Below are 12,582 nucleotides of genomic sequence, written 5' to 3'. Positions count from 1 at the left end.
TAAGTGTTAAAAGTATTTTTTAGGAGGTTTTTTATGAAGTTCAAAAAATTACTAAGTTTGGCTGCTGTAGGAGTTATGGCGACTTCTATGCTAGCAGGTTGTGGAAATTCTGGCGGTGGCCAGTCATCTGGTGGAGACCAGGTTCAGTTGGATGTATTCCAGTTCAAGGTAGAATTCAAGGACCAGTTCAACAAGTTGGCTCAAGAGTACATGAAGGAAAATCCAAATGTTAAGATCAACATTACTACTGTAGGCGGTGGTGGTGACTATGGTGCAGCACTAAAGTCTAAGTTCTCTTCAGGAAATGAACCAGCAATATTCAACATTGGTGGTCCACAGGATGTTAAGGATTGGCAGACTAAGTTAGAAGACCTAAGCGATGTACCAGTTGCTAAGGAAGCTCTTCCAAAGACTCTAGATGGTGTAACAGTTGACGGCAAGACATTCGGTCTACCATTCAACCAGGAAGGTTACGGATTCATCTACAACAAGGCAGTATTTGAAAAGGCTGGAATCAAGGCAGAAGACCTAAATACTTATGCTAAGTTATCAGAGGCTGTTAAGACTTTAGATTCTAAGAAGAAAGAATTAGGTTTAGATGCAGTATTTGCTCTACCAGCAAAGGAAGACTGGGTAACAGGACTTCACCTATCAAATGTGTTCCTTTCTCCAGAATTTGAAGGAGATATCAACAAGGCATTTACAGCTAAGAATGTAGAGTTCAAGTATGGCAAGCAGTTCAAGGATGTTCTTGATATGCAGAACAAGTACTCAGTACAGCCAACAGCAAGCTTAGACTACTCTCAGCAGGTTGAAAAGTTGTTCTCAATGGGTAAGGTTGCTATGATTCAGCAGGGTAACTGGGTATACAATTCAGTAGAACAGATAGATTCTGACCTAGCTAAGAATATGGGTATGATACCTATCTCAGTAGAAGGTGCTGCTGAAGGTAAGCTACCAGTTGGTGTTCCAATGTACTGGGCAGTAAACAATGCTAAGGACGATGCAACTAAGAAGGCTGCTAAGGACTTCTTAAACTGGATGTACTCTTCTGAAAAGGGTAAGGAATATGTTCTAACTCAGTTCAAGTTTATACCAGCATATAAGGGGTTTGACGAATCTAAGATCAGTGATCCACTAGCTCAGACAATATACAAGTATGCAAAAGAAGGTAACACAATTAACTGGGTATTCATGGGATATCCATCAAGCTGGGGACAGAAGACTCTAGGCTCAGAAATACAAAGATATGTAAGTGGTCAAGCTAGTTGGGATGACATAGTGAAGACTTCACAGAAGGCTTGGGAACAGGCTAGACAGTAATAAATGATTAAATTGAGGTGCTGCGTGTTGATTTCAACTTGTCAGCACCTTGTTTTTAAAAAGCTATAGGAGGCTATTATGAACAAAAAGTTAGGTAAAAATGGTCTATTTTTCTGGTTGTTTTTGGCACCAGTTTTAATAGCACTAGTTATGGTAGTAGTTATCCCGCTTCTATATGGTGTTTACTATTCCTTTACAAACTGGGATGGTATTAATACTCCTCAATTTGCGGGTATCACAAATTATATACAGCTACTAGGCGATGAAGGTTTTAGAAACTCACTTTGGTTTACTACTAAGTTTGCAGTAGTATCAATTGTTTTAATAAATGCCATAGGTTTGGGCTTGGCTCTTCTTGTTACTCAGAAGATAAAGGGTAGCAACCTTATGAGGACAGTATTCTTTATGCCAAACCTTATAGGTGGTTTGATCCTAGGATTTATATGGCAGTTCGTATTTATACAGGGATTTGATGCAATAGGACAGGCAGTTGGAACTGAAGCCCTACAGGGTTGGCTATCAACTACTAGGACAGGCTTCTGGGGCTTGGTAATATTGACAGCTTGGCAGATGTCAGGTTATATAATGATAATTTACATAGCCCACCTAGAGGGTATTCCAGAAGACCTGATAGAGGCAGCCCAGATAGATGGGGCCAATGTCTTCCAGAGATTTAGACATATTATATTCCCACTAGTGGCACCAGCCTTTACAGTTAGTATGTTCTTGACACTTTCAAACTCGTTCAAATTGTATGACCAGAACTTGTCATTAACAGGTGGAGCACCTTATAACTCTACACAGATGGTTGCTATGAACATCTACAATACAGCCTTCTTGGAAAACAAGATGGCATATGCCCAGTCAAAGGCACTTATATTCTTTATAATAATAGCAGTAATATCACTAACTCAGGTTTACTATAACAAGAAGAGGGAGGTAGAAATGTAATGAGCAGTACAAAAAAGAAAAATATAATACTAGGTATTGTCGGAACATTGTTGAGTCTACTATGGTTGAGTCCATTCTATTTGATGTTGACAAACTCACTAAAGACTAAGAAAGAAATATTTGAATCCCCCCTAAAGTTACCTGGTGGATTGCATCTTGAAAACTATTCACAGGCAGCAGAGAATTTGAGTTTCGCACAGACTTTTACAAATTCTATCATTATAACTGTTGTCAGTGTTGTAATAATAATTATATTTTCATCAATGGCAGCCTACGCCCTTTCAAGGGTTAAGTCAAAGGTTAGTTCACTGATATTCTTCGTCTTTGTTGCAGCCATGCTGATACCTTTCCAGGCGGTAATGATACCACTAGTATCATTCTTTGGTAAGTTGGGTATGCTAAACAGGCCGGGAATAATGTTCTTGTACTTGGGATTTGGTTCATCAATGGCAATATTCCTTTATCACGGTACAATAAACGGTGTATCTAGGTCACTAGATGAGGCAGCTATAATAGACGGTTGTAATAGGTTCCAGGTATTCTGGTATATTATATTCCCAATATTAAAGCCAATCACAGTGACAGTAGCCATCCTAAATACAATATGGATATGGAATGACTACTTGCTACCATCATTGGTAATCAACAGACTAGGCTCAGAGACTATACCACTAAAGATGTTCTTCTTCTTTGGTGAATATACAAAGCAGTGGCATCTAGCCCTAGCTGGTCTGACTATAGCGATTATACCGGTAATTATCTTCTACTTCCTTGCACAGAAGCAGATTATAAAGGGTATAACAGCTGGATCAGTAAAATAAGATTCTAGGTATCAGGAGGGAATATGGTATTCGAATACAATGAATTTAAAGTAATCGAAAATGAATTAAATAAAGATGAACTAAGATTTTCGGAGAGCATAATGTCCCTTGCTAATGAGTATATGGGTATGAGGGGTAACTTTGAAGAAAAGTATTCAGGTGACTCTCTACAAGGTACTTATATTGGGGGTGTTTGGTTTCCAGACAAGACTAAGGTAGGCTGGTGGAAAAATGGTTACCCAGAATACTTTGGTAAAATGATAAATTCACCTAATTTTATAGGAATAAATGTAAGAATAGACGGTCAAGAGCTAGACTTGAATCTTGAAGAAATTGAGTCCTACAGAAGAGAGCTTGATATGGAAAAGGGACTTCTGAGGAGGAGCTTTAAGATAAACAGGTCTGGCAGGGCCTTCAAAATAGATGTTGACAGGTTTGTAAGTATAGATACAAAGGAAATCTGTGCTATAAGGTATTCTGTAAAGGCCCTTGATTCCGATGCTGTAATCGAATTTATGCCTTATATAGATGCTGATGTTGTGAATGAAGACTCTAACTATGAGGAAAAATTCTGGCAGGTTTTGGACAAGGTAGCTCACGAAAATACTGGCTACCTAGTATCAAAGACAATAGAAAACAACTTTGGTGTAGAGAGATTTGCTATATGTAACTATATGTCTTCAAGCTTGACTCTTGATGGTAGGCAGCTAGCTAGATTCGAAGGAGTAGAGGCTGACGAGCTTGTAGCTTCCAAGATATCTTGCAATCTAGGCCAGGGGCAGACTGCTAGCCTAGAAAAGATTATAGCTACAACGACTACTAGGGACCATAAGGAAGAAGACCTAGCCATTAGGGCAGGCCAACTAGTGGCAAGTGCATCAAAGGAAGGTTACGACAAGTTATTTGAGAGACATACTGACAAGTGGAGACAGAGGTGGGATATAGCCGATGTAGTGATAAAGAATAAGCCAAAGCTACAGCAGGGGATTAGGTACAGTATCTTCCAACTGTTCTCAACTTACTATGGTGATGACCTAAGACTAAATATAGGTCCGAAGGGATTCACAGGAGAAAAATATGGAGGAGCTACCTACTGGGATACGGAGGCCTATATAATACCTATGTACCTATCTACAGCCCCAGAGGAAGTAACTAAAAACCTCCTATTATACAGGTACAACCAGTTAGCTCAGGCCTACCACAATGCAAGTATGCAGGGCCTAAAGGGAGCACTTTATCCAATGGTTACCTTCAATGGTATAGAATGCCACAATGAGTGGGAAATAACCTTTGAAGAAATCCACAGGAACGGCTCAATAGCCTATGCAATATACAACTATGCCAACTATACAGGTGACTATGACTACATAGTCGATTACGGTATAGATGTCCTAGTGGGTATATCAAGGTTCTGGGCAGACAGGGTCCACTACAGCCAAAGAAGTCAAAAGTATATGATACATGGTGTAACTGGACCTAATGAGTACGAAAATAATGTAAACAACAATTGGTATACCAACACTATAGCCGCTTGGACCATGGAATTTACCTTGGCCATGATAGACAGGTTGGGAAGCAGGTTAAATGACAAGCTAGAAGGTATGGCAATAAGCCAGGCAGAGTTAGACCAGTGGAAGGATATAGTAGCCAATATGTACTATCCATACGATGAAGAATTGGGTGTATTTGTCCAGCATGACACCTTCCTTGACAAGGACCTGCAGCCTGTAGATGCCTTAGCACAAGCTGATAGGCCACTAAATAAGAACTGGTCTTGGGACAAAATTTTGAGGTCTTGCTATATCAAGCAGGCTGACGTACTCCAGGGTATTTACTACTTTGGTGATAGGTATACAGAGGAAGAAAAGAAAAATAACTATCTATTCTATGAGCCTATGACAGTACATGAGTCGAGTTTGTCAGCTTGTATACACTCTATACTAGCTTGCGAGATTGGACTAGAAGAAAAGGCAGTTGGAATGTATGAGAGGACAGCTAGACTAGACCTAGACAACTACAACAAGGACACAGATGACGGACTACATATTACCAGTATGTCAGGTGCTTGGTTGTCAATTGTCCAAGGATTTGCAGGCATGAGGACCTATGATGGACAACTGTCATTTGCACCAATCCTGCCAGAGGACTGGGATGGCTATAGTTTTAACATCAACTATAGAGGCAGGTTGATAAACTTAGATGTCAGCCAGCAGGAAATATTGGTTAGTTTGAAAAAGGGAAGCCCAATCGAGCTAGACCTATACAAGAAAAAACACTTACTTGAAGATAAATTAGTAATAAAGCGAGGATAATATATGCAGTGGTGGAAAAAATCGGTAGTTTACCAAATATATCCAAGAAGTTTCTATGATTCAAATGGAGATGGACTTGGTGATATAAGAGGTATAATATCTAAATTAGATTATCTAGTAGACCTAGGGATAGATGTAATCTGGTTGAGTCCAGTATACGAGTCACCCCAGGACGATAATGGCTATGATATTAGCGACTATAGAAAGATATGGTCTAGCTTCGGTACAGAAGAGGACATGTTTGAGCTAATAGAAGAAGCCCACAATAGAAATATAAAGATAGTCATGGACCTTGTAGCCAACCACACAAGTGACGAGCACAAGTGGTTTGTAGAGAGTCGTAAGTCAAAGGACAATCCTTACAGGGACTACTATTTTTGGTCTGACAAGATCAACAACTGGGGATCGTTCTTCAGTGGATCTGCATGGCAATACGATGAAGAAACAGGAGAGTACTATCTTCACCTATTTACAAAGAAACAGCCGGACCTAAATTGGGAAAATCCAAAGGTTAGGAATGAAATCTGGGACATGATGAAGTTTTGGATGGACAAGGGAGTAGATGGATGGAGACTAGATGTTATCAGTTCTATATCCAAGTATACCGATTTTCCAAACTATGAAGCAGGTCCTGGAGAATATGTAATTGGTGAATACCACATGAATGGACCGAGGTTACACGAATATATACAGGAAATGAATTCAGAGGTCCTATCTAAATACGATTGTATGACAGTTGGAGAGGCGCCAGGCTCCAATGCAGAGAATGCCCTATTGTTCTGTGGTGAGGACAGGAAGGAACTAAATATGATCTTCACCTTTGACCATATGATGTTGGATATCATAGAAGGTACAGACATGGGCAAGTGGAATATCAAAGACCTAGACCTGATAGACCTTAAGGATTCATTTGCTTCTTGGCAAAATGGACTATACAAGAAGGGATGGAATTCCCTATACTTGGAAAATCACGACCAGGCTCGTGTAATTTCTAGGTGGGGTAATGACACAGACTACAGGGTAGAGTGTGCCAAGATGTTCGCTACAATTCTTCACTTGATGCAGGGAACTCCATACATATACCAGGGAGAGGAAATAGGTATGGTAAACTGTAGGTATGAGATAGAAGAGTACCAGGATGTAGAGATTAGAAATGCCTACAAGGACCTAGTCCTAGACAGGAAGGTCATGTCCAAGGAAAAATTTATGGAAGCTGTATACAGGATATCTAGAGATAATGCCAGAACTCCTATGCAGTGGAATAGTCAAGAACACGCAGGCTTTACCAAGGGCCAGCCATGGCTGAGGGTAAATCCTAGATATCAAGAGATAAATGTAGAAAATGCACTAAAAGACGAAAACTCAATATTCTACTATTACAAGAAACTGATACAATTAAGGCATAGGGACCCTGTAATAACAGATGCTGATTTCAGGTTAATAGATAGGGAAAATAAAGAGGTCTTTGCATACGAAAGATTTATAGACGGAAAGAGTATCCTAGTGATTGCAAACTTTGGTTCAAATCCGGTAAAATTTGAACTAGACAAGGCATATAAGCTAGATAGCTATAAGCTTATGGTTTCAAACTACAAGGACTTGGATATAAGGGACAAGGTGGTGGCCTTGAAGCCATATGAGGCCCTTGCTATAAAGAATTATTAGGCAAGTTGAGGTGGTTTTATGATAAAAGGAGCAATATTTGACTTGGATGGTGTCATAACTGACACAGCAAGATTGCACTATATAGCATGGAAAAACTTAGCCAAGAGCATAGGTATCGATATCGATGAAGAATTCAATGAAACTCTAAAGGGTGTGTCAAGGAGGGATTCCTTGATAAAAATACTCGAGCATGCTAGTGTAAGAGATAAATATTCAGATGACGATATAAAAACTCTAACAGACAAAAAGAACGACGAATACGTAAAGCTTCTAGATGATCTTACAAAAGATGATATACTTCCAGGTATAGAGGCTTTTATAAAAGAATTGAAAGAAAAGAATATGAAAATCGGGCTTGCATCGGTTTCCAAGAATGCACCTAAGATACTAGAAATTTTGGGTCTTCTTGACCAGGTAGACTTTATAGCCGATCCAGCCAAGGTAGAAAAAGGCAAGCCAGCACCAGATATTTTTATAGAGTCAGCTAGGGGAATTGGCCTAGATATAGACCAAGTATTTGGTATAGAAGATTCCCAGGCAGGCGTTCAAGCTATGAGGGCCTGCAATATGAGAAGTGTTGGTATAGGTGTAGATGCAGACCTTAGACTTGAAACTACAGGTGACTTGAGTCTAGAAAAAATTGCTTTATATTTTGAATGAGAGGTAGGAAAATGGCAACAGTAACACTAGAAAATATATGTAAATCATATGACAATGGATTCCAGGCAGCAAAGGATGTAAATATAGACATAAAGGACAAGGAATTTATAGTATTGGTAGGGCCATCAGGTTGTGGTAAGTCTACAACTCTAAGAATGATAGCAGGCCTAGAAGATATAACCTCTGGTACATTAAAGATAGATGACAGGGTAGTAAATGATGTAGAACCTAAGGACAGGGATATAGCTATGGTATTCCAAAACTATGCCCTATACCCACATATGACTGTATACGATAATATGTCTTTCGCCCTAAAGCTAAGAAAGATGGACAAGAAGGAAATAGACAAGAAGGTAAAGGAGGCAGCCAAGATACTTCAGCTAGAAAACCTACTAGACAGGAAGCCTAAGGCCCTATCAGGTGGACAGAGACAGAGAGTTGCCCTAGGTAGGTCAATTGTCAGAAATCCTAAGGTATTCTTGATGGATGAGCCACTATCAAACCTAGATGCCAAGCTGAGGACAGAGATGAGAGCCCAGATATCAAAGCTACACAAGGACCTAGGAGCTACATTTATATATGTAACACACGACCAGACTGAGGCCATGACAATGGGTGACAGGATAGTCGTAATGAAAGACGGTGTAGTTCAGCAGATAAACAAGCCTAAGGTTCTATATGATAATCCAGTAAATAAGTTCGTAGCCAGCTTTATAGGTAGTCCCCAGATGAACTTTATGGATGCAGAAATCCTAAAGGAAGGTGAAGACATAGTAGCCAACCTACCAGGCAAGGGTGAAAAATTCATCATACCTAAGGGTAAGGCAGCCTACCTTGAAGAAAAGGGATATGTAGGTAAGACTATTACAATTGGTATAAGACCTGAAGATATACATAAGGAGAAAGTATTCCTTGATATGTCAGAGGATAGCCAGTTTGATGCCGATGTAGTAATCAGAGAGCTAATGGGAGCTGAAATATATGCTTACCTTGATTTTAAGGGAACAGAATTGATAGCCAAGTTTGACGGTAGAAGTGATATTACACCTGGTCAGACATTAAAGCTAGCTCTTGATATGAATAGGATGCACTTCTTTGACAAGGAAACAGAAGAAAATATCTTATTTGGTGTAAACCAATAAAAAACATAAAACGTTACAAAATAACATAAAACAATATAAAACAATATAAAACAACAGAGAGGTCAGATCTTCTATGAACAAAAATGAGTTGCCCCCAGTAGTTAGACCTAAAAATCTAACTCTTGGGAGTCGCTTCAAGTGAAATAGGAGACTGACCTCTCTTTTTCTTTACATATATTTAACATCTACAACTCTAGTATTTAACAATTCTTATATATACTTAAGTTAGAAATTTGGAGAGATGTTCTGCAAGAGTGAATAATGTGTTTAGAAAAGGAGATTTGAAAATGAAAATGAAGAAAAAAATAGCATCAATTTTAGTAATGGCGAGCATGGTTTCTATTATGGCAACTGGTTGTGGAGGAGGAGCACCTAGCGACAAGTCAGCCTGGGATAGTTCAAATGAAATATCAGTAATATCTCGTGAAGATGGTTCAGGTACAAGAGGTGCCTTTGTGGAATTATTTGGAATAGAGACTAAGGACAAGGGTAAGAAGGTTGATAAAACTATAAATAATGCACAAATAACGAATAGTACATCTGTAATGATGACTAGTGTTGCTGGTGATGACTATTCCATTGGTTACATATCAATGGGGTCACTAGGAGATACAGTAAAGGCCATAAAGGTTGATGGAGCGGAGCCTAGTGCAGAAAATGTAAAAAATGGAAATTATAAAATAGCTAGAAACTTTAATATAGCCCTTAAAAAGGATAGCAAAAATGAACTTGCCAAAGATTTTATAAATTATATATTAGGGCAAGATGGTCAGAAGATAGTAGAAGACAACCACTTTATAAAGCTTGATGGGGCAAAAGAGTATAAGTCTCAAAAGCCAGAAGGAAAGTTGACAGTAGGAGGTTCTTCATCAGTATCTCCAGTAATGGAAAAGTTGATAGAGGGTTACAAAAAAGTTAATGCAAATGCCAGTATAGAGCTACAGACAACTGATTCGACTACAGGTATGGCATCGACAATAGAAGGAGCCTATGACATAGGTATGTCTTCAAGGGAACTAAAGGAAAGTGAATTATCAAAAGGTCTAGAAGCACAAGTAATAGCAATAGACGGAATAGCAGTTATAGTGAACAAGAATAGTAGCGTGGATATGCTAACTAGCAGCCAGGTCAAGGACATATACACTGGTAAGATTACGAGTTGGGAAGAGGTAGTTAAATAAATGAAAGCAAGATACTGGCAAGAAAAATTTATGAAAGTAATATTTTATATAGCGGCTATGACTTCTGTCATAGCTGTGGCCCTTATATGTGTCTTTCTCTTTGCAAATGGAATATCTGCTATCAGTAAAATAGGATTTGTTAAATTTATCAGTGGCCGTATTTGGAGTCCTAATCAAGGTATATTCGGTATTTTCCCTATGATAGTTGCAAGCGTATATGTAACAGGAGGGGCAATATTGCTTGGCGTTCCAGTAGCTATATTGACATCAGTATTTATGGCTATGTACTGTCCTAAAATAATATACAGACCTTTAAAGGCTGCTATAGATCTTTTAGCAGGTATACCATCAGTAGTCTATGGCTTCTTTGGCCTGGTAGTATTGGTACCTTGGACTAGGGAGATAGCAAGATTTTTGAAGACTATAGGCCTGATATCATCTGCAGGTAATGGTAGTTCCATATTTGTGGCCTCTATATTGCTTGGAATGATGATTTTACCGACTATAATTGGTGTTACAGAGTCTTCAATTAGGTCAGTCAACAAGTCCCACTATGAAGGGGCCTTGGCCTTGGGCTCTACACATGAAAGGGCAATTTTTAAGGTAGTATTACCGGCTGCCAAGTCTGGTATTGTAGCAGGAATCGTATTGGGTATTGGCAGGGCAATTGGTGAGACAATGGCAGTTATAATGGTTGCCGGAAACCAAGCAAGGATGCCAGAAGGCCTATTTAAGGGCGTCAGGACATTGACAGGCAATATTGTAATAGAGATGGGTTATGCGACTGACCTACACAGGGGTGCATTGATAGGAACAGGTCTAGTACTATTTATATTTATCTTAATCATCAATGTCAGTGTCAGCCTATTAAAGAGGAGGTCAGTTAATGGTTAATAGAAAAAATTCAGGTGAAAGATTGAGGCAATATATAAATCACCCTAAATCATTAGTGGTTGCGATTATGGTGGTATTAGCAGCAGCCTTAACATTTGTAGTTTTGATGAGTATAGTAGCCTATATATTAATAAATGGCATTCCATACATAGAGCCATCAATCTTTGCCTTTAAACATACATCAGAGAATGCATCACTTATACCAGCCCTTATAAATACTATAATTATGACCATCTTGTCGCTTTTGATAGCTGTTCCCTTGGGTATCTTTGCAGCAATATTTTTAGTGGAATATGCGAGTAGGGGAAACAAGTTTTTGGACATCGTGCGACTTACTACAGAAACACTGGCAGGTATACCATCAATAGTTTATGGTTTGTTCGGACTCTTGTTCTTTGTAGATACTTTGGGATGGGGATTTTCCTTGTTAGCAGGTGCTTTTACCCTTGCTATCATGATTCTACCTATTATTATAAGGACTACAGAAGAAGCCCTAAAGTCCGTATCAGACTCATATAGGGAGGCAAGTTTTGGTCTTGGTGCTGGTAAGTTGAGAACTGTATTCAGAATAGTACTACCTTCTGCAATTCCAGGTATTCTGGCAGGTGTAATCTTGGCAGTTGGTAGGATAGTAGGTGAGACGGCAGCCCTTATGTATACGGCAGGTACAGCAGCTAATGTGCCAGACGGTATAATGAGGTCGGGTAGGACACTGGCAGTTCATATGTATACACTTGCGAGTGAAGGATTGTATATGAACCAGGCTTATGCTACAGCCGTTATAATATTAATACTAACGGTTGGTATTAATACTTTATCTAGCCTAGTAGCTAGAAAATTTACAAAAAATTGATAACTTATATAGATTTGAAAGGAAAGGTTAATGGGAATATTAAGTATAAAAAATTTAAACTTATATTACGATGATTTTAAGGCATTGAAAAATATAAATATAGAGATAGAGAAAAATAAAATAACAGCCTTTATCGGACCTAGTGGTTGTGGCAAGTCAACCCTATTAAAGTCCCTAAATAGGATGAATGATTTGGTTGAAGGCTGCAAGATAGATGGGGAAATCTTATTGAATGGTATGGATATATATAAGGGTATGGATGTTAACTTGTTGAGAAAAAGGATTGGCATGGTATTTCAAAAGCCCAATCCATTTCCTATGAGCATTTATGATAATATAGCCTTTGGTCCAAGAACTCATGGTATAAGGTCTAAATCACAATTAGATGAAATTGTTGAAAGATCACTAAAAAATGCAGCTATATGGGATGAGTGCAAGGATAGGTTGAAAAAAAGTGCCCTAGGTATGTCTGGTGGTCAACAACAGAGATTGTGCATAGCCAGAGCTTTAGCAGTAGAGCCTGAAATAATTCTGATGGACGAACCTACTTCTGCCCTTGACCCAATATCAACTTCTAGAATAGAAGAACTTGTTATGGAACTCAAAAAAGATTATACTATAGTTATGGTCACACACAATATGCAACAAGCCGTTCGTGTATCAGATAATACAGCGTTTTTTTTGATGGGTCAAGTGGTTGAGTACAATAATACAGAAAAACTGTTTTCTATACCAGCAGATAAACGTACAGAAGATTATATTACAGGGAGGTTTGGCTAA

At 38.8% G+C, this 12,582-nt stretch carries 11 protein-coding genes; all 11 read left to right on the top strand.

Features of this window, described 5'->3' with window-relative positions:
• Positions 1–33 precede the first annotated feature (33 nt).
• Positions 34–1,323, top strand: a complete 1,290-nt coding sequence (locus tag HMPREF1639_RS07975; RefSeq protein WP_036765296.1) for an ABC transporter substrate-binding protein — start codon at positions 34–36, stop codon at positions 1,321–1,323.
• Positions 1,324–1,401: 78 nt separating this feature from the next.
• Positions 1,402–2,274: a carbohydrate ABC transporter permease gene (locus HMPREF1639_RS07970; protein WP_036765295.1), complete on the top strand. Its 873-nt coding sequence runs from the start codon at positions 1,402–1,404 to the stop codon at positions 2,272–2,274.
• Complete coding sequence (locus HMPREF1639_RS07965) at positions 2,274–3,095, top strand: carbohydrate ABC transporter permease (protein ID WP_036765294.1); 822 nt, start codon at positions 2,274–2,276, stop codon at positions 3,093–3,095. Before HMPREF1639_RS07970 ends, HMPREF1639_RS07965 begins: the two co-directional genes overlap by 1 nt.
• 23 nt (positions 3,096–3,118) lie before the next feature.
• On the top strand, positions 3,119–5,407 hold the full coding sequence (locus HMPREF1639_RS07960; protein ID WP_036765293.1) for a glycoside hydrolase family 65 protein: 2,289 nt from the start codon (positions 3,119–3,121) through the stop codon (positions 5,405–5,407).
• A gap of 3 nt (positions 5,408–5,410) precedes the next feature.
• Positions 5,411–7,072 carry a glycoside hydrolase family 13 protein gene (locus tag HMPREF1639_RS07955; protein ID WP_036765292.1) on the top strand — a complete coding sequence of 554 codons (1,662 nt, stop codon included), beginning with the start codon at positions 5,411–5,413 and terminating at the stop codon, positions 7,070–7,072.
• Positions 7,073–7,090: 18 nt separating this feature from the next.
• Complete coding sequence (gene pgmB, locus HMPREF1639_RS07950) at positions 7,091–7,732, top strand: beta-phosphoglucomutase (protein WP_036765290.1); 642 nt, start codon at positions 7,091–7,093, stop codon at positions 7,730–7,732.
• Between the two features lie 11 nt (positions 7,733–7,743).
• On the top strand, positions 7,744–8,874 hold the full coding sequence (locus HMPREF1639_RS07945) for an ABC transporter ATP-binding protein (RefSeq protein ID WP_036765332.1): 1,131 nt from the start codon (positions 7,744–7,746) through the stop codon (positions 8,872–8,874).
• Between the two features lie 287 nt (positions 8,875–9,161).
• On the top strand, positions 9,162–10,055 hold the full coding sequence (locus HMPREF1639_RS07940; protein ID WP_036765288.1) for a substrate-binding domain-containing protein: 894 nt from the start codon (positions 9,162–9,164) through the stop codon (positions 10,053–10,055).
• Positions 10,056–10,949 carry a phosphate ABC transporter permease subunit PstC gene (gene pstC / locus HMPREF1639_RS07935; RefSeq protein WP_036765287.1) on the top strand — a complete coding sequence of 298 codons (894 nt, stop codon included), beginning with the start codon at positions 10,056–10,058 and terminating at the stop codon, positions 10,947–10,949. It begins immediately after the preceding gene.
• On the top strand, positions 10,942–11,802 hold the full coding sequence (gene pstA, locus HMPREF1639_RS07930) for a phosphate ABC transporter permease PstA (protein ID WP_036765286.1): 861 nt from the start codon (positions 10,942–10,944) through the stop codon (positions 11,800–11,802). Before pstC ends, pstA begins: the two co-directional genes overlap by 8 nt.
• A 30-nt stretch (positions 11,803–11,832) precedes the next feature.
• On the top strand, positions 11,833–12,582 hold the full coding sequence (pstB, locus tag HMPREF1639_RS07925) for a phosphate ABC transporter ATP-binding protein PstB (RefSeq protein ID WP_036765285.1): 750 nt from the start codon (positions 11,833–11,835) through the stop codon (positions 12,580–12,582).

The sequence above is a fragment of the Peptostreptococcus sp. MV1 genome, from assembly GCF_000758885.1.
GTDB lineage: Bacteria > Bacillota > Clostridia > Peptostreptococcales > Peptostreptococcaceae > Peptostreptococcus.
Note: the sequence above shows the minus strand (reverse complement) of the source record. Positions and strands in the feature narration are given on the sequence as shown.